Origin of the sequence: Streptomyces adelaidensis (assembly GCF_016598475.1) — a bacterium.
GTDB lineage: Bacteria > Actinomycetota > Actinomycetes > Streptomycetales > Streptomycetaceae > Streptomyces > Streptomyces adelaidensis.
In genome coordinates this window covers 76336-94291 of the sequence record NZ_JAEMUX010000007.1, presented here as the reverse complement: position 1 = coordinate 94291, position 17956 = coordinate 76336, and the positions used below count along the sequence as shown (strand labels likewise).

The following is a 17956-nucleotide window of genomic DNA, read 5'->3' as shown; positions in this document are numbered from 1 at the left end:
TCAGTCCTTCAGTCCGGCGTTGATGTCGGCGTTCATGACGTACTTCTGGAACACCAGGAAGACGACGATCAGCGGGACCATGGAGATGACCGATCCGCCGAGCAGCACCGACCAGTTGATGTTCTGCGCGCCGACGAGGCTCTGGATGCCGATCTGCACCGTGAACTTCTCGGGGTCGTTCAGCATCAGCAGCGGCCAGATGTAGTCGTTCCACCTCCACTGGAACGACAGGATGGCGAGCGTCAGCATGATGGGCCGGGAGAGCGGCACCATGATCCGCATGAAGATCGACAGCTCACGCGCGCCGTCGATGCGGGCGGCCTCGATGAGCTCGTCGGGGACCGTCAGGAAGAACTGGCGGAACATGAAGCACCCGGTCGCGGTGAGCAGGGCCGGGAGGATGATGCCGGAGAGCGAGTTGTAGAAGCCGAGGTCGCGGACCACCAGGAACAGCGGGGCGAGCATGACCTCGGCCGGCAGCATCGTGGTGGCCAGGATGCAGAGGAAGAAGGCCTTGAGCCATTTGTTGTCGTACTTGGCCAGCGCGTACCCGGTGCAGCAACTGACCCCCACCGTGAGGATCGTCGCGATCACACACACGATGATCGTGTTGATGAAGTACCCGGAGAAGTTGGAGCTTGCCCACGCTTCCTTGTAACCCGACACGGTGGGGTCGTCCGGGAACACCGTCAGCGGAAGGGAGAACAGGTCTCCCGCCGGCTTGAAGGAGCTGAGGACGAACCACAGCACCGGCAGCCCGTAGAGGGCCGCCAGGACCCACAGCAGAGTCGTCGGGGCAATCGCGCGCCGAAGCCCGCCGCTTGCCGCGCCGCGGCGCTGCTTCCTGGAGACGGCCGGCACGGAATCGGCGTCGACCTTGCGCACTGTGTCTGTGGTTGTCATCGGTTCTCCACCCGCCGGTTGACCATCATCTGGATGATCGCGACGGCCATCAGGATGAGCATGAGCACGAACGACGCGGCGCTCGCGTAGCCGATCTGGCCCTGGTCGAAGCCGGTCTGGTAGATGTACTGGACAAGCAGGTTGTTCGACGTTCCGGGTCCACCGTTGTTGAGGGAGGCGAACACCGCGTATTCCTTCATCGCGTGGATCGTGTTGAGCAGGATGACGATGAAGGAGGTGGGGGCGATGCTCGGCAGGGTGATGCTGATGAACTGGCGCCACGGACCGGCGCCGTCGAGCGCGGCCGCCTCGTAGTACGACGTCGGTACGTTCTTGATCGCCGCGATGAACAGCAGCATGGAGAAGCCCGTCCAGGCCCAGGCTGCCGCCACCACGACCACGATCAGTGACAGGTCCGCGTTCGACTGCCATGGAACGGCGCTTCCGCCGACCTTCTCGATGAAGTAGTTGACCAGTCCGAAGTTCTCACCGAACAGCCACCGCCACAGGACACCCACGATGATGGGCGACAGCAGCCACGGGATGAAGAAGAAGATGCGGGCGACCGACGTGCCCTTGGCGTGCTTGCTCACCAGCACGTTGGCGATGAGCAGCGACAACACGAAGTTCAGCGGAACGAAGAGCACGGTGTACAGGAGCGTGCGGGTCGTCGCGGCGTAGAAGGTCGAGTCCCCGAGCAGCTTCTGGTAGTTGTCCAGTCCGACGAACTGGAACGCCCCTACGCCCGTGTAGTTCGTGAAGGAGTAGACGAGCCCGATCACCGCCGGCCAGACGAAGAACAGCGCGAAGAGCACGACATTGCCCGTGATGAGGACGAGCGGTGCGAGGGTGTACTTGCTTCGTCTCCTGGGCGGGCTCACGGACACGTCCGAAGCGTCCGAGGCGCGTTTTGTCATCTTCCTGACTCCGTGCTGGTGGAATGGGTCCTGGGGGCTCAGGCCATGAGCCCGGCATCACGTGGGGTGGGGTCCGCGGGCCCGGGCGGCGGTGTCTCGACACCGCCGCCCGGGACTGTCGGCCTACACTCAGCCGCCGACCTGCTGGTTGTAGCCGTCCACGATGTTCTGCAGGGCCTTGTCGGCCGACTGCTCGCCGTTGATCGCCTTGCCGAGCTCCGCCTTGGTCGGGTCGTCGGTGAGGCTCTTGCCCTTCAGCACCCAGTTCGTCTGCGCGGTGTTGAAGTAGCCGGAGATCGGGTCGTAGAGCGGGATGGACTCGTTGTAGAGCTTGAACGCCGCCTGCGCCGCCTCGGACTCGAAGGGGTACTTCGGGTTCAGACCGCTCTCGACCGGCAGGAAGCCGGACGCCTCGCACAGCGCCTGGTAGTGGTCCGGCTCGTACAGCCAGGACAGGAACTTCTCCGCGGCGGCGGCCGCGTCGGCGTTGTTGTTGAAGCCGACCGTCATGCCACCGCTGTTGACGTCACTGGCCTGCACCGGCTGGGCGGGACTCGGGACGCTCGCCCACTCGAACTTCGTGATGCTCTCCGCGTAGGCGGCGACCTGCCACACACCGGACCAGTAGGCGACCACGTCACCGCTCTGGAACATGGCCGACGGGTCGGCGCCGCTGGTCCACACCGACTTCGGCATGGTCTTGTCGTCGTTCCATCCGACGAAGGTGTTCACGGCCTTCTTGGTCGCCGCGTCCACCGAGAACTTACCGGAGTCGTCGGCGTGGACGTACTTCCCGCCCATCTCGTACACCATGGCGCGCAGCCGGGACGGCGACTGGTCGAACGTCAGGGAGTACTTGGCGTCGGTCTTCTCCCGGACCTCGTTCGCCGCCTTGATGAACTCGGTCCAGGTCCAGGTCTTGTCGGGCGAGGTCGGGTAGTCGACACCGGCCTTCTCGAAGAGCGTCTTGTTGATGAACATGCCGGACGCGGTGACGTCCGAGGGGATGGACAGCACCTTCCCGGACGAGTCCTTGGCGACGAAGTTGGTGTTGATCTTGTTGGTCTTGTTGTTGGCGATGGAGCTGAGGTCGAGCAGCTTGTTCGACCAGATCGGGTCCAGCTTCGGCACTGCCGCCACGTCGGGCAGGGAGTTCGCCTGCGCGGCGCTGCGCAGCTTCGCGTCGTAGCCGTCGTAGGGGATGTTGACGAGCTTGACCTTGACGCCGGTTTCCTTCTCGTACTGCGCCACCATCTTCTTCCAGCCCGCGTCCTGCCCCGGAACCGTGGAGATCCAGAACGTCAGCGCCTTGGAGGTCCCGCCCGAGTCGGATTCCCCTCCGCAGGCGGAGAGCAGCAGGGCACCTGCCGTGGCAACGGCAGCGAGGGGAACCAGGCGGCGCATACCGCCGCGGCCGAGTCGGCGGGAGCGCCGCACACCCACAGTGATCATCTTCGATCCCTTATTTCGTCGTAGGGGACAGAGCACGGCGCCGACCGAGGCGGCACGGGTGCAGTTTGCAGGAGAAGTTCGCTTTCCGGGGGCGCAGCCTCGCCCGGCTGCGTCGTCCACGCGGGGCGGGATCCCCGGCCGTTCTGGCCGTCACCGCACGGGCACGCCCTCGTGCGGTTGCCGTACGTCGAGTACGGGCGGGAGGCTCGCCCCAAGCCGGCGTCCCGGCCGACTTAGAAAGCGCTTGTCCGGACATTGGCAGATGCCGGTGGAGTCCGTCAATGCTTCACCGCCGCGCCTCCGGTCACGGTTTGGATTCCCCGGGCCACGGCCAGCCGACTGGCCCCCACGACGGTGCCACTGTCGCCGAGCGCACTGCTCACGACCTCGGTGGGCCAGCTCAGCCGGGCCAGTTCGGCCCGTACGCCGGGCAGCAGCAGGGGCTTGGAGCCCACCGCGCCGCCCAGCACGATCAGGCCCGGGTCCAGGACGGCGGTCGCCGCGGCGGCGAGTCTGCCCACGTCGGCGGCGTGCCGGTCGACGACCGCGCAGGCCGTGGCGTGTCCGGCGTCGGCCAGCGCGAACAGCCCGTCGACGGTGTCCGGGCACGGGTCGTCCAAGCCCCGCCAGGCGCCCGCCGCCCGGCGCAGCAGGGAGCCCGCGCCTATGTGCGCCTCCAGGCCCTCGTGGCGGGGTTCCCGGTCCGCGTCCCACGGGTAGGGCAGCCGGGCCACCTCACCGGCGGCGCCGTTCGCACCGCGCAGGACCTGGCCGCCGATGACGACACCGAGACCGATACCGACCCCGATCCGCAGATAGCCGAAGGTGTCCCGGCCCCGGGCGGCGCCCTCGTGCAGCTCGGCCAGGGCGGCGCAGTTCACGTTGTTCTCGACGTGGACGGGCACACCCGGCGGGAGCGCCACGGTCAGGGCGTCGAAGATGGGTCCCGCCTTGGCGGTGGCGGGGCGGACGGCCGTGCCCTCCCGGCTCTGGACGGTGACATCCCCGACAGCGACGACGATGGCGCGCAGCGGCGCCCCGGCCGACAGCACGCAGAGGGCGTCCGCGACCACGTCGACGGTGTCCGCCCGCAGGCCGGTGCCCTCGGCTAGCAGGGTGCCGTCCAGGGCGCAGACCCGCACCCGGGTGACGCTGGGGCCGAGGTCGACGGCGAGCACCGCGCCGGCGGCGCGCCCGAGATCGTATACGGCCGCCGACCTGCCGGTTCCGCCGTTGAGGGTGCCGGAGCGGGCGGCGAGACCGGCGGCCTCCAGCTCGGCCACGGCGGTGGACACGGTCGGCTTGGAAAGGCGCGCCCCGGTCGCCAGTTGAGGGCGGGTGGCGGTGCTCGACGCGGCCAGTACGGCGAACACAGCGCGGGCGCTCTCGCTCAGTTGCATGCTCTCCCCAGTCGTGCCGCGATCGTCCGACCGCACGGTTGTGCGGTATCCGGGTCGTAACCCTTGACTCACCCATATTCGTTAGTTAATTTCCTAACGAAGTCAAGCGGTACTCGCCTGCCGCACCAGCAGAAGCCCGTCCCGGGGCTTCACTAGCACCCCCCACAGACCCTGTGTGTCCAGGCACGGTTTCGCCCCACCGTCGCTGCGCCATCGCAACGCAACGACGAGGGAGGCCCTTCGTGCAGGACTCCAGGCCCGTCGCGGTCGGTATCGACGTGGGCGGCACCAAGACCCATCTCCGCGCTGTCGCGGGGACGGACTCCGTCGCCGATCACGTCCGTCCGAGCCGTGGCTGGCGGCCGCACGACCCGGCGGCCGCGACCGCATGGCTGGCCACGCTGGTCGGGGAGGCGCTGCCCGCGCACACCCTCCCGTCCGCCGTGGCCGTCGGCGCGCACGCCTGCGAGACACCCCGGCAGTGCGAGGGGATACGTCTCGCCCTCCAGGAACGGCTTCAGGTGCCGTGTCTGGTGGTGGGGGACGCCGAGCTGCTGGTGCCCGCCGCCGGTTTCGACCGGGGGGTGGGCCTGGTCGCGGGCACCGGTTCGGTGGCCGTCGGCCGGTCCGCCGACGGCTCTTCGGTGCAGGTCGGCGGCTGGGGCGCGGTCCTCGGGGACGAGGGCGGCGCCGCCGGTCTGGTCCGTGAGGCGGCCCGTGCCGTGTGGGCGGCACACGACCGCGGCGAGGCGCCCGACGCGCTCGCCGACCGGCTGACCGCCGTCTTCGGGGTGGGCGAAGTCCCGGCTCTCGGCGGGGCGTTGGAGTCCGCCACCGACGTGTCCGCCGACTGGGGCCGACACGCGACCGTAGTGTTCGACGCCGCCGAGGAGGGCTCACTTCTCGCCAGTCGGGTGATCGCGGAAGGGGGTCGTGCACTCGCCTTGCTCGTGGCGCGGCTCGCCGCCCGCGGGATCGCCGTGGACGACGTGGTGGTGGCCGGCGGGACGATCCGCTCCCGGCCCGCCCTGTACTCGGCATTCGCCGAAGCACTCCTCGATGCCGTACCGTCCGCGCGACCACATGTACTCCAAGTGCCGCCGGTCGAGGGGGCGTTGGCACTCGCACGCACTCTCCTTCGACCGGTCACCCGCTGACCACCCACCGGTCACCGACCGGCCACCAACCGGTCACACATCACCTCCACGCTCAGCCCGCACGATCATCACACCGCGAAAGGAGCGGCGCTCCATGCCGTCATCTGCCGGGCACCACACGCTCAACCGCCGCGTCTTCCTCAGGAACTCCCTCGGCGTGTCGGCCGGCCTGATCGCCGCTCCGACCCTCGCGAACCTGTGGCAGGCCCCCGAAGCCAAGGCCGCCACCGCGTTCGCCGCGTTCGTCGACGACTACACCACCAACATCACGGCGAACCTCACCCCCGAGACCAACGCCGTGATCCGCGCCCTCGGCGGCTTCGCGGAGATCTGGAAGACCGGCGGCGCCTGGAACACCGGCACCCCGCTCCTGCCGGAGATCCTGCGCGCCAACATGCGCTACTGCGCGCGCATCACGAACCGCCGCACCGAGGCACAGGCCCGCGAGGCCTTCGTCTACGACCGGCAGCACCAGAGCTACGCGATGATCAACGCCCTCGGCCCGCTGGCCGAGTTGTACCGCTCGGGCGCCAAGGCGGTCACCTCGATCACCGCCGCCCCGGACGGCATACCGGCAACCAAGATCAACGACGCCGTGCCCGCCGACGCGCCCGCCGGGTCCGCGCTGGGTGCCGGATCGTACGACTCGGACCTCGGTCAGGTGGCGAAGCTCGTCGACACCGTGCGCGGGCCGTTCGCCTCGGGCAACCCCGCCAAGTTCAGCTTCCAGTACCCGCGTCCCTGGCGGATGAACGAGAACAGCGAGGTCGTCGACACCGGGAAGACGGACGACCTCGGGTTCCCCGTCTACGACTCCGACGTCGTCGTCGTCACACAGCTGCTGCGGCAGCGCGGCGAGAACGCGGCCGAGGACGGCGGTTTCCCCAGCGGCCACACCAACGCCTTCCACCTGGCGGCGCTGGCGTTCGCGTACGCGGTCCCGGAGCGGTTCCAGGAGATCGTGACCCGTGCCTTCGAGCTGAGCCACACCCGGATCATGTCCGGGATGCACTCCACGGTCGACGTCCTCGGCGGCCGGGTCATGGCCACCGCGCTGGCCGCCGCCGCGCTCGCCGACCCGAAGAACGCCGCCCTGAAGGCCGCCGCGCGCAAGCAGGCCGCCGAGTACTTCCAGGCGAAGACGGGCACGACGGCCGACACGCTGTTCACGTACGCGCACTCGGACGCCGACGACCGGTACGCCGACCGCCGGGCCAACGCCCGGACCGTCGAGCCGAAGCTGACGTACGTGCTGACCCGCGCCGGCCGTTCCACGGACCTGACCGTGCCGAAGGGCGCCGAGGTCCTGCTGGAGACGCGGCTGCCGTACCTCGACGCGGCGCAGCGGCGCGAGGTGCTGCGCACGACCGCGCTGCCGTCCGGGTATGTGCTGCTGGACGGCTGGGAGCAGTGGGGCCGGCTCAACCTGTTCGCGGCGGCGGACGGCTACGGCGCCTTCGACTCGAAGGTGACCGTCACGCTGGACGCCGCGCTCGGTGGTTTCCACGCGGCCGACACCTGGCGCCACGACATCTCCGGCTCGGGCGGTGTCGTCAAGCGGGGCAGCGGCACGCTGACGCTGACCGGCGCCAACCGGTACACGGGCGGCACCGTCGTGGAGGCCGGTGTCCTCGCGGCGGCCTCGAAGGAGGCCCTCGGCCGCGGTGACGTCCAGGTGAAGGGCGGCACGCTGAGCACGGGCGACCACACCGTCCGGGTGCGCGGCGGCTACACGCAGGCCGGTGTCCTCGACGTGACCCTGGACCGGGGCACCGACGCCGCCCTCGTGGTGGACGGGCACGCGGTCCTGGAGCGGGGCAGCTCGCTGGTGGTCCGCTTCGACGCCGAGCAGGCGCCGCGTTCCGGCAGCACGGTGGCGGTCGTCGGGGCGCGCTCCCTGCGGGGCCGGTTCGCCGAGGTCTCCGTGGCCGTCGAGGGCTGGACGGCCGAGCAGGTCCGCACGGCGCACGGGGTGTCGGTGCGCCTGCGGAAGAAGTAACTTCCTTAGCTCGTAAGGCTGTTGGGGGTGGCGCGAGCCGCCCCCAACAGTTGTTCACAGGCTGGGCGGCAGCGCCTGCTCGGCCCAGATGGTCTTCCCCGCGCCGCTGGGCCTGCTGCCCCAGCGGTCGGTGAGCTGGGCGACGAGGAGCAGGCCGCGGCCCCCCTCGTCGAAGCTGCGGGCCCGGCGCAGATGGGGTGAGGTGCTGCTGGCGTCGGAGACCTCGCAGATGAGGGTACGGTCGCGGATGAGGCGCAGCTGGATGGGGGCACCGCCGTAGCGGATGGCGTTGGTGACGAGTTCGCTGACCACGAGTTCGGTGACGAAGACCGCGTCGTCCAGGCCCCAGCGGACGAGCTGTTCGGTGGCGAGCTTGCGCGCGTTGGAGACCAGCGCCGGGTCGTCGGAGAGATTCCAGACGGCCACCTGTTCCGCGTCGAGCGCGCGGGTCCGGGCGAGCAGCAGAGCCACGTCGTCGGCCGGCGTGTCGGGCAGCAGCGCCTTCAGCACGGCGTCGCAGGCGCTCTCCAGCCCGCCCACCGGTCCGGCCACGGCGGCGCACAGGGCGGCGGTGCCGGTGTCGAGGTCCCGGTCGCGGGCCTCGACCAGGCCGTCGGTGTAGAGGGCGAGGACCGAGCCCTCGGGCAGCTCCAGCTCCGTCGCCTCGAACGGGAGTCCGCCGACGCCGAGCATCGGTCCCGCCGCCACCTCGACGACCTCGACGCTGCCGTCGGGGCGCACGACCACGGGCGGCACATGCCCGGCCGAGGCGATCGTGCAGCTGCGGTCCACCGGGTCGTACACCGCGTACAGGCAGGTGGCGCCGATCTCCCCGTTGCCCGTGTCGTCGCCGGCCGCGAGGTGTTCGACGAGGTCGTCGAGGTGGGTGAGGAGTTCGTCGGGCGGCAGGTCGACGTCGGCGAGCGCCCATACGGCTGTTCGGAGCCGGCCCATGGTGACGGAGGCGTGGATGCCGTGGCCGACGACGTCCCCGACGACCAGCGCCACCCGGGTCCCGGACAGCGGGATCACATCGAACCAGTCGCCGCCCACCCCGGCCTGCGACAGCGCCGGCAGATAGCGGGAGGCGAACTCGACGGCCGCCTGTCCGGCGACCGTCTTGGGCAGCAGGCTCCGCTGGAGCGTCAGCGCCGTCGTACGTTCCCGGGTGTAGCGGCGGGCGTTGTCGACGCAGACGGCGGCCCGGCTGGAGAGTTCCTCGGCCAGCGACACGTCGTCCTGGTCGAAGGCGTCGGGGTGTTCGGGGGTCAGCGTCCGGACCAGGACGGCCACCCCGAGGGTCGTGCCGCGGGCCACCAGCGGTACGGCCATCAGGGACAGGTCGTGGTCCTCGGCCTCCTGGAGTTTGGCGGAGCGGGTGCCGTGCTGGGCGAACCAGGTGTCGAGATCGCCGTCGCCGGTGCGGGTGAGGACGGGCGCGCCGGTGAGGAGGGCCCGGGCGGGTGGCGAGGAGGGCGGATAGACGTCGGCGGTGCCCAGGCCGATGGCCGCCTCCGGGACGCCGCGGGTACGGGAGTGGTGGGCGGCCCGGCGCAGTTCCACCCCGCCGTCCAGGGGGCCCGTCTCCGGTTCCTCGCCCTGGAGCACCGACTCCAGGAGGTCGACGCTGGCGAAGTCGGCGAGCCGGGGCACCACCAGCTCGGCGAGTTCGCGGGCGGTCTGGATGACGTCGAGCTTGGTGCCGATGGTCCGCGCGGCCTCGTTCAGCAGCGCCAGGCGCTGGCGCGCCCAGTACTGCTCGCTGCTGTCGAACCCGGCGAGCGCGGTGCCGATGAGCTCTCCGGCGTGGTCCCGCACGGGCCACATCTCGAAGCTCCAGGCGTGCATGCGCCGGCCGGACGGCGAGCGGGTCCAGCTCTCGTAGTGGACCGGCTGTCCGGTCTCCACGACGATCTCCAGGTGGCGCAGGAAGCCGCGGCTGTGTTCGGCGTTCTCCACGGTGTCGGGGAAGTACTGGTGCCGGAACTCCTCCTCGGGCTGGCCCATGACCCGGCACGCCCAGTCGTTCATCCGCAGATAGCGCTGCCCGGTGTCGAAGATCGACATGGACATCGACGCCTGTTTGAAGGCCAGCTCGCCGAGGCCCCGCTCGGTCCGGTCCGGTGTGGCGGTGACGGCGAAACCCCGCCGCTCGCCCGCGCCGCCCCGCAGCGGGCACATCCGCAGGGCCACCTTCTGCCGCCGCCCGTCCCGGTAGCGCAGGTCCACCAAGGCGTCGCCGTGCGTCAGCAGGGTCCGCCACACCGCCGCCGCGTCCCCGTCGACCAGGTCCGCCGCCGGCCGTCCGACGACGTCCTCGGCGGGGTGTCCGGTGAGCCGCCGGGCGCCCTCGCTCCAGCCCGAGACGAGGCCGCGCGCATCGACCACCGCCATCGCCTCACCGGCCGTGGCAGCCCGCGAGGCGCCGGACGCCTTCGTCACCATATGGCCAGGATGGTCCGTCCCAGGCGGGGCAACAACCCGGATACGCCCGTGACGTACCGGGGGTGGCGGCCCCGCCGTGCGGCTACCGAGTGGTGCGGGATTCCAGGTCCTGGCGGGTGTCGTCGCCGTACACGCCCGTCTCGTCGCCCCGAATGCCGTACCAGAGTTGGAAACGCGCCACCGCTTCCTTCAGTACGGCGTCGTACTGGCCCGAGGTGGAACCGTTGTCGTACACATTCGGAATGCGGAGCAGCCGTCGCTGGAGTTCCAGGACCTCGGCGCCGGTGTCGCCCTCGCGCAGGGTGCCGGCGCCGTCCGGGTCGGCGGCGTCCGAGTCGGCGGCGTCGTTCCGCGGCGGGGCGGAGGTCGCGGGTGCCGACGTGGCCGGGGTGACGGTCTTCGCCTCCTTCTCCGTGTCGCCTCCGGGCAGCAGGAGCGCGGCGCCGAAGCCGATCAGGGCCGCCGCGCCGACGCCGACGACCACCGCGGCACGCTTCAGCCCCGGTCCGTCGCCGCGTGCCGGGCGCCGCCGCTGCCTTCGCCCACCGCTCTGGACCGTGTCGGCGCCGAAGTCCTCGCCGACCATGAACGGGGGCAGTTCCTCGGTCTCGTACTCCGTCCGGGGCAGGATCCGCTCACGGGCCGGGGGCGGGGGCGGTGTCGGGTCCGGCATCGGCGGGACGGCGACCGTCTCGTACTCGTCGTTTGCGTCGGTCGTCCCCTTGTGCAGCTCCATCTCGCGCAGCAGTTCCGCGAGGGCCTCGGTCCGGCGTCGGCGTATGACATAGGTGGGCTCGATCGTCGGGCGCTTCGCCGTCTGCCCCGGTTCGGGCGGTATCGACACGCTGGTCTCCTTCCGTGCACGCGGTCTCCCGCCATCCCCGTGAGGAGATACGGGAACTCCGGCCGGGAGGTTCAGCTCACCCGGCGGACGCCGGTCCGGCCGGGAGTACGGCGACGACCTCCCAGCCGGGTCCGTCGGCGCGCGGGCGTGCCTGGATGCGGCCGCCGAGCGCGGTGACGCGTTCGGTGAGACCGACGAGGCCGAAGCCACCGCCCCGGGCCGCCTCCGGAAGGCGGGCGCCGCCGCGACCGTCGTCGCGCACCGAGACCTCCAGGTCGCCGCCGGCGCAGCGGAGGGCGACGGTGACCTCGGTGACGTCGGCGGCGTGCCGGCGGACGTTCGTCAGCGCCTCCTGCCGTCGGGGACGGACGGGTCGCGGCGCAGCCGGGCGGTGCGGCCGTCGACACCGCCCACGCCGTCGAAGCCTCGCACCAGTTCGTCGATGCCCGTCAGATCGCCGACCGGGCGCCGGTCGGCGGACCCGGCCTCGTCGTCGTGGTCACGCAGCACGCCGACCGTGCGGCGCATCGAGGCCAACGCCTCGGTCGCGGCCCGCTCGATGCCCGCGAGGACGGGGTCCAGCCGCTCCCCCACGTCGTCCGGGGCGGCCCCCGTCCCGGATCGCCCGGCTCCGCCGGCGGCCATCATCCGCGCGACCTGCGTCTGCACCAGGATCCCGGTGACGTGGTGGGCGACGAAGTCGTGCAGGTCGGCGGCCATGGCGAGCCGCTCGGCCCGGCGGGTCTCGGTGACGACCTGGGTCCGCCGGTGGTCCAGGGTGCGCAGATAGGCGGCGATCGCGGCCGTGACGCCCGCGACCAGCAGCAACACCGCACTCACGCCGAAGAGACTGGCGTCCGGTTCGACGGCGTAGTACGGCAGCGGCAGCGCGAACAGGACGAGACCGTCGAGCAGTCCGCAGGCCAGCGCCCAGCCGGGCGGGCAGCCACGGACGGCGACCACGAGCAGGCACAGCAGCACGACCGCCTGCCCGGGGCCGAAGCCGCCCTTCTGCCCGGCCACCAGCAGGGTCACCACGTTCGCGGCGGCGGCGAGGGCGGGGAGGGCGGGGAGGGCGGTCCGCACCTGCGGGGTCAGCCGGGCGGGTCGGCGGCGCTCGGGCCACAGCAGTGCCGCGAGGCCGACCCCCAGGGCGACCAGGTGCAGCCAGAGGTAGGCGGTGTCCTCCTCCGTCCCGAGGACGAGGAAGTCGGACCCGCAGGCCAGGACCAGGGCCACGAGGCCGCCGACGCGTACGCAGCCCGGCCCGGCGGGGCGCACCGGCCGTCCGGTGTCGCCTGCGGGTTCCTTGGTGTCGAGCGCGAGGTTCACGCAGATCACAGTAGGCAGCCCCGCGGTGGCCCGTATCGGCCGTACGGCTGAGGGAGCGTGTCCGGCGGGCCGCGAAGCCTGGCCGTTCGGCCGAGGTGCGCGCCCCCGCCGCCGGGAGAGGTTGGTGCCACAACCTCACCTCCCCCGAACGCAGGAGCACATCATGGAACGCAAGCCCCTGATCATGACCGGTGCCGCCGTGGCGGCCGTGGCCCTCGGCGGCGGGGCCCTCACCTATGCGATGAGCGGCACCGAATCCACCACCGGGATCGACCGGTACAGCGCCGTGACCGTGGACGGCCAGAAGGCGCTCAAGGGGGACCTCGTCGCCGGCCGCACCGAGTCCAAGTACAGCCCGCTGCCCTGGATCGGCGGCGACATCTCCGGCCTGAAGTGCCCCGACCTCAAGGCGGTGGCCGACACCAAGGTGACGTGCACCGCGAAGGACGGCGACGGCAAGGACCTCTCCATCCCCGTCACCGTCGTCAAGGCCGACGCCTCCAGCGTCACCTGGAAGTTCGAGCGCGCCTAGATCCCGGCAGGACCCGACAGAACCACAAGACCCCACAGGGCCCGCAGGACCCCGCAGGAAGGACCCGTCACCCCTCATGAGCACCGTCCTGGCCGGCAACGGCCTCATCAAGAAGTACGGCACCACCAACGCCCTGGCCGGCGTGGACGTGCAGGTCGCCGAGCGTGAGTCCCTCGCCATCATGGGCCCGTCCGGCTCCGGCAAGTCGACCCTGCTCCACACCCTCGCCGGCATCATCCGCCCCGACCGCGGTCAGGTGCTGCTGCGCGGCGAGCGAAGCGAGATGGAGATCCCCCCGGCCGAAGGCTGGGGGCGCGTCGACCACTGGGGCGAGAACCGGCTCAGCGCCCTGCGCCGCAAGCGCTTCGGGTTCGTGTTCCAGTTCGGCCAGTTGCTGCCCGAACTGCCCGCCGAGGAGAACGTCGCCCTCCCGCTGATGCTGGAGGGCGTGCCACGCCGCCAGGCCGTGCAGCGGGCCCGCCGCTGGTTCGCCCCGCTGGGCCTCGCGGGCCTGGAGCACCGCCGCCCCGGCCAGCTCTCCGGCGGCCAGGCCCAGCGCGTCGCCATCGCCCGCGCCCTCGCCGTGGAACCCGACGTCGTCTTCGCCGACGAACCCACCGGCGCCCTCGACCAGTCCACCGGCGAGGAGGTCATCCGCCTCCTCACCTCGGTCACCCGCGACCAGGGCGCCGCCCTCGTCATGGTCACCCACGACGCCGAGGTGGCGGCCCACTGCGACCGCGTCCTCCAGGTGAGGGACGGCCGCGTGAGCGGCTACAGCCAGTACACGGTGGCGTAACCGGCAACCACGGCCCCGCCCCAAAGGGGCGCGGGGCCGTATCGATATGCGGCTCCGCCGCGTGGGCGCGACAAGCCACGAACGACCCGCACCCGCCATCCCACAGAACCACCCGAGCTCCCAGGCACCGCGCCCCCTTTCCTCCCCGGAGACCTCCATGCGCTCCCCCGTCCTCCCCCTCACCTGGCACCTGACCCGCTCCTCCGGCCGACGCGGCCTCCAGAGCCACCTCCTGTCCGCCGCGGCGGCAGCCGCAGGCGCCCTCATCCTCCTCACCCTCCTCTCCGCCCACCTCGGCTCCGGCACCCGCGCCGACCGCACGGCCTGGCGTACCCCCGACGCCGTATCGGCGGCACAGGCCACCGCGATCCAGACCCTCGGCACGACGTACGTGAACCACCGCCCCGTCACGGTGGTCTCACTGGCCCAGCTCCCGAACCGGCCGGACACCCCCGCCCCACCCGGCCTGGACCGGTTCCCCGCCCCAGGCCGGACGTACCTCTCCCCCGCCCTGGCGAACCTGATGGACCGGTTGCCCGCCGGGCAGCTCGCGAACCGCTTCCCCGCCAAGACCGACTACGGCACCCTCGGCGAGGCGGGTCTCGGCGCCCCCGAGGAACTCGTCGCGGTCGTCGGCCGCACACCCGACGACCCCGCGATCACCCGCGCGCCCGAGGGCGACGCCCTCAACACCCTCGCCGCCCGCGCCCGCGTCTCCGGCTTCACCGGCACCAAGCCGAGCATGTTCACCTCCTTCGACCAACAGGCCGCGGTACTGGGCGGCGCCCTCCTCGTCGTGCCCGTGATCGTGCTGGCCTCGGCGGCCGGACGTCTCGGTGTCGCCCGCCGTGAGCAGCGGCTCGCCGCGCTGCGGCTGGCCGGAGCGACACCCCGGCAGATCCTGGCCATGACCGGCGTCGAATCGGCGGCCGTGGGCCTGGCCGGCGGCCTGCTCGGCGCGGTCGCGTACACCCTGCTGCTGCCGGTCCTCACGTGGGTGCCGTACGGCATCGGCACCTGGTACGGGGAGCTGTGGGTCGGACTGCCGTGGCTGCTCGCGGTGGTGGCGGCCGTGGCCGTGCTCACCTCGGTCAGTGCCGTGTCGACGCTGCGCGGGGTGGCCCGCTCCCCGCTGGGCGTCGCCCAACAGGCCGATCCGCGCCGGACGCGGCTGATCCGGCTGGTGCTGTTCGTCGCCATCGGGCTGTACGTGACGGTCACCGCCCACGGCGGCGGGCTGAGCACCGGCCAGTCGCTCGCGCTGATCGTCCTGGTGTACGGGGCGTTCTGGATGCTCGGCCCCTGGGTCGTCGACATGCTCGGCCGGCTGCTGAGCCGCTTCGCGCGCCGCCCGGCGACCCTGCTGGCCGCGCGCCGGCTCAGCGACGACCCGCGCGGCGCCTGGCGCACGGTCAGCGGGCTGGTCCTCGCCGGGCTCGTCGCCGGGTTCTTCACCGTCGGCCAGGTCGGCATCGGGGGCTACGACTGTCCGGGGCAGGTGGCGGTCCGCGCCGACCACGGAAAGCCGCGCGAACTCGCCGTACAGGCAAGGGAGTTGCTTGCCAAGGCCAGGGTGAAGGCGAGCGTGGAGACGGCAAGCGCCGATGTGTGGGACGGAATCCTGAGCGGCAGCAAGGGTGTCGTGGTCCATGTCCGCGGCGGCCAGGAGCAGATCGACACCGCCACGACCGCGCTGTCCTCCCTCTCGCCCGGGAACCTCCCCTTCACCGAGGACTACGTCAACGCCGAGGGCGACATCACGACGCGGGTCATCGGTGAGATGGGGCTCGCGGTCCTGGCCCTGGGCTTCCTGGTCGCCGCCGCCTCCGCCGGGCTCACCGCGGCGGCCACGGTGCTCGACCGGCGCCGGGTGTACGGGCTGCTGCGGCTGGCCGGTACACCGCTGAAGGTCCTGGACCGGGCGCGGATGCGGGAGACCGCGCTGCCCCTGGTGGTCCTCGCCGGCGGTACGACGGCGACCGGGATCTACGCCGGGATGAAGGTCAACGAGATGTTCCACATGGAGACGGACTCGTCGGGGGCCGTACGGCTCGCCCTCTGTGTCGCCCTCGGCGCGGCCACCATGTTCGCGGCGCTCGCCGGCAGCCGGCCGCTGCTGCGGAAGGTGACGGCGGAACGGGCCCAGGATCCTGACTGACCCGCCCGACCCGGTCCGCCCCGGACTCCCCTCGTCTCGTCCGTCCTCTCCGTCAGGCATGATGCGCCCATGACCGACCGCAGCCCGATCCGGGTCCTGATCGCCGACGACCAGGACATGGTCCGCACCGGCTTCCGTTTCTTCCTCGACGCGCAGCCGGACATCACGGTGGTCGCCGAGGCCGCCGACGGGGAGACGGCCGTGCGGCTGGCCCGCGAGGTGCGGCCCGATGTGTGTCTGCTGGACATCCGGATGCCGAAGCTGGACGGCCTGGAGGCCACCCGGCTGCTGGCAGGACCGGGCGTCGCCGACCCGCTGCGGGTGGTCGTGGTGACCACGTTCGACCTCGACGAGTACGTGTACGGGGCGCTGCGCGGCGGCGCCTGCGGGTTCCTGCTCAAGGACTCCGGGCCGACCCTGCTGGCCGAGGCCGTACGGGCGGCCGCGGTCGGCGACTCGCTGGTGTCACCGTCGGTGACGGTCCGGCTGCTGAAGCACGTCACGGCCGAGCCGGACAACGCCGCCGTGCCCGGGGCACCGCGTCCGCAGGAGCCGCTGACCGACCGGGAACTCGACGTGGTGCGGCTGGTCGCCCTCGGACACACGAACGCCGAGATCGCCGCGTCGATGTTCGTCTCCCTCTCCACGGTGAAGACCCACCTCGGCAGCATCCAGCTCAAGCTCGCCGCCCGGAACCGGGTGGAGATCGCGGCGTGGGCCTGGCGCACGGGGCACGCGGGCGACGGGACGTGACCTCGCGTCACCCCACCTCGGATCGCCTCACCTCACGTCGGTTGCCTCATGTCGTGAGCGTGACCCGGATGCCGATGGTCCCGTCGGCGCCCCGGCGCAGGCGGCTGCCGAAGAGGGTGAGTCGGCCGATGGGGCCGTACTTGCGGGCGATGAGACGGCGGTAGGCGGCGGAGCCGGCCGCGTCGAGTATCTCGGCGCGGGCGGGGACGGAGTCGCCGGTGGGGTTGCCGCGCAGGTCGCAGGGGCCGACGAGGACATCGGCGCGATTGCGGATGCGCTTGACCTTCCAGGAGTCCGTGACCGTCCAGATGCCGAGCGCGTCCCTGTCCCGCACCACCCAGACCGGTGTCGGGACGGCGGTGCCGTTCTTGCGGTAAGTGGTGATCAGCAGGTACTTGCCCGCGCCGAGCGCGTCGAGCGAGGTGTCGTCGGCCATGGCGGGAGTCTAGGTGTACGGCCGCCGACGCGAGCCGGCGGCCGTACCTCCTGAAACGACGAAACGACGAAGCGGTGAAGCGGTGAAGCGGGCGAAACGGCGAAACGGCGTCAGTCGAGCAGGCCGTCGTAGTCCGGCAGCTTGAAGGCGCGCTCGGCGTGGCCGCCGACGAGGTCGGTGGTGTTGTTGCCGACGTTGGCGACGATCGTGTAGCCGTCCGACTCGATGTCTGCGCGCGACGCGGTCTTGTAGGCGGAGACCTCGGCGAACAGGTCGGGCAGGTCACGGACGTAGAGGCCGTCGACGGGGTAGCCGACGGTCTCCAGGTTCCACTCGGTGACGCTCTCGATGATGCCCGGGCGGGCGGTGACGAAGAAGACGGCGACCCCGCGGGACTTGGCGTACTTGGCCAGCGCCAGGGACGACTTCATCGCCGGTGTGGGCAGCTGGTACCAGGGGGCGTAGTGCGACTCCAGCGTGGTGTTGTCGATGTCGAAGACGATGGCGAGCTTCTGCCCGGAGGCGTTCGCGGTGCGCTGCTGTATGTACGGAGTGGCCGTGTCGATGACGGTCTTCACGTCCGCCTGCCAGGTCGCGTAGTCCACCTCGGCGGCCGTCGCGGCGCCGACCGCGGCGGCTCTCGGCGCAGCGGCCGCCGGCACCGCGGCGGTCATCGAAGCACCCAGGCCCAGAACGGCCACCGCGGCGACCGTGGTGATGCGGCGTCCCATACCGCTTGCTGTCATGTTCGTCCTCTTCTCATGTCAAAGCGGCGAGAGTCGATCGAACCTTCGCCGCGCTCGTCATGGTCATGCCCATTAGTGGCCGG

At 71.5% G+C, this 17956-nt stretch carries 14 protein-coding genes and 1 pseudogene; 6 read left to right on the top strand and 9 right to left on the bottom strand.

Annotated features, from left to right (window positions below; all coding sequences use genetic code 11):
- From I8N67_RS05915 to I8N67_RS05900, 4 genes are all read right to left on the bottom strand, one after another.
- A complete protein-coding gene (locus I8N67_RS05915) occupies positions 1-903 on the bottom strand; it encodes a carbohydrate ABC transporter permease (protein ID WP_200301511.1) in 903 nt (300 codons plus the stop codon).
- Positions 900-1820 (bottom strand): carbohydrate ABC transporter permease, encoded by a 921-nt coding sequence (locus I8N67_RS05910; protein ID WP_200301510.1) that lies wholly within the window; start codon positions 1818-1820, stop codon positions 900-902. The genes I8N67_RS05915 and I8N67_RS05910 overlap by 4 nt, the downstream gene beginning before the upstream one ends.
- Before the next feature lie 129 nt (positions 1821-1949).
- A complete protein-coding gene (locus I8N67_RS05905; protein ID WP_200301509.1) occupies positions 1950-3272 on the bottom strand; it encodes an ABC transporter substrate-binding protein in 1323 nt (440 codons plus the stop codon).
- 278 nt (positions 3273-3550) lie between these two features.
- The gene (locus tag I8N67_RS05900; protein ID WP_200301508.1) at positions 3551-4672 is read right to left on the bottom strand and encodes an ROK family protein; all 1122 of its coding nucleotides are present in this window, start codon (positions 4670-4672) and stop codon (positions 3551-3553) included.
- A 242-nt stretch (positions 4673-4914) separates the two neighbouring features.
- Between I8N67_RS05900 and I8N67_RS05895 the strand changes: the two genes are divergently transcribed.
- Together I8N67_RS05895 and I8N67_RS05890 are read left to right on the top strand one after the other, a co-directional pair.
- Positions 4915-5829, top strand: a complete 915-nt coding sequence (locus I8N67_RS05895; protein WP_200301507.1) for a BadF/BadG/BcrA/BcrD ATPase family protein — start codon at positions 4915-4917, stop codon at positions 5827-5829.
- Positions 5830-5923: 94 nt separating this feature from the next.
- A complete protein-coding gene (locus tag I8N67_RS05890) occupies positions 5924-7828 on the top strand; it encodes a phosphatase PAP2 family protein (RefSeq protein WP_200301506.1) in 1905 nt (634 codons plus the stop codon).
- A 54-nt stretch (positions 7829-7882) separates the two neighbouring features.
- On the opposite strand, the gene I8N67_RS05885 is transcribed toward I8N67_RS05890, so the two are convergent.
- The 3 genes and pseudogenes from I8N67_RS05885 to I8N67_RS05875 all read right to left on the bottom strand — a co-directional run bounded on the left by I8N67_RS05885 (position 7883) and on the right by I8N67_RS05875 (position 12449).
- A complete protein-coding gene (locus I8N67_RS05885; protein ID WP_200301505.1) occupies positions 7883-10273 on the bottom strand; it encodes a SpoIIE family protein phosphatase in 2391 nt (796 codons plus the stop codon).
- Positions 10274-10355: 82 nt separating this feature from the next.
- Positions 10356-11117, bottom strand: coding sequence for a peptidoglycan-binding domain-containing protein (locus tag I8N67_RS05880; protein ID WP_200301504.1), 762 nt, complete (start codon positions 11115-11117; stop codon positions 10356-10358).
- Positions 11118-11193: 76 nt separating this feature from the next.
- A pseudogene (locus tag I8N67_RS05875) lies at positions 11194-12449 on the bottom strand (sensor histidine kinase).
- Between the two features lie 163 nt (positions 12450-12612).
- Between I8N67_RS05875 and I8N67_RS05870 the strand changes: the two are divergent.
- The 4 genes from I8N67_RS05870 to I8N67_RS05855 all read left to right on the top strand — a co-directional run bounded on the left by I8N67_RS05870 (position 12613) and on the right by I8N67_RS05855 (position 16691).
- Positions 12613-12981, top strand: coding sequence for a hypothetical protein (locus I8N67_RS05870; protein WP_200301503.1), 369 nt, complete (start codon positions 12613-12615; stop codon positions 12979-12981).
- A gap of 76 nt (positions 12982-13057) precedes the next feature.
- Entirely contained in the window at positions 13058-13780 is a 723-nt protein-coding gene (locus I8N67_RS05865) for an ABC transporter ATP-binding protein (protein ID WP_200301502.1), read from the top strand.
- Positions 13781-13937: 157 nt separating this feature from the next.
- Positions 13938-15938 (top strand): FtsX-like permease family protein, encoded by a 2001-nt coding sequence (locus I8N67_RS05860; RefSeq protein ID WP_200301501.1) that lies wholly within the window; start codon positions 13938-13940, stop codon positions 15936-15938.
- Between the two features lie 69 nt (positions 15939-16007).
- Positions 16008-16691 (top strand): response regulator, encoded by a 684-nt coding sequence (locus tag I8N67_RS05855; RefSeq protein WP_200301500.1) that lies wholly within the window; start codon positions 16008-16010, stop codon positions 16689-16691.
- 46 nt (positions 16692-16737) lie between these two features.
- Here I8N67_RS05855 and I8N67_RS05850 read toward each other — a convergent pair whose 3' ends face one another.
- Both I8N67_RS05850 and I8N67_RS05845 read right to left on the bottom strand, forming a co-directional pair.
- Complete coding sequence (locus I8N67_RS05850) at positions 16738-17127, bottom strand: PPOX class F420-dependent oxidoreductase (RefSeq protein ID WP_200301499.1); 390 nt, start codon at positions 17125-17127, stop codon at positions 16738-16740.
- A 110-nt stretch (positions 17128-17237) separates the two neighbouring features.
- Positions 17238-17873, bottom strand: coding sequence for an HAD family acid phosphatase (locus I8N67_RS05845; protein ID WP_200301498.1), 636 nt, complete (start codon positions 17871-17873; stop codon positions 17238-17240).
- Positions 17874-17956 lie beyond the last annotated feature (83 nt).